Genomic DNA, 218 nt, shown 5'->3' with positions numbered 1-218 from the left:
CCGGCCCACACGGCCGCCGCGTCGGCGACCAGCGTGGGGTCGGCCAGGCTGTGGACCTGCACGACGGCGGCACCGGCCGCCCGCGCGCGCTGGTCGTCACTCGTGTCGAAGACGCTGTACCCGGACAGGTCCAGGCGCAGCGAGACGCGTACGCCCGCGTCCATGCCCGCGGCGACCTCGGCCGCCCAGTCCCGGGCGCCGGGCAGCGGCTGGGGCTC

General features: G+C 78.4%; 1 protein-coding gene. It reads right to left on the bottom strand.

From position 1 onward, the window contains the following. Positions 1–218: hypothetical protein (locus GT030_RS31530; RefSeq protein WP_161204012.1), on the bottom strand; the 218-nt coding region annotated here is incomplete at both ends.

It is taken from the genome of Streptomyces sp. SID1328 (genome assembly GCF_009865595.1).
GTDB classification, from domain to species: Bacteria; Actinomycetota; Actinomycetes; order Streptomycetales; family Streptomycetaceae; genus Streptomyces; species Streptomyces griseoluteus.
The sequence above is the reverse complement of the archived record's forward strand: the minus strand, read 5'-3'. Positions and strand labels throughout refer to the sequence as shown.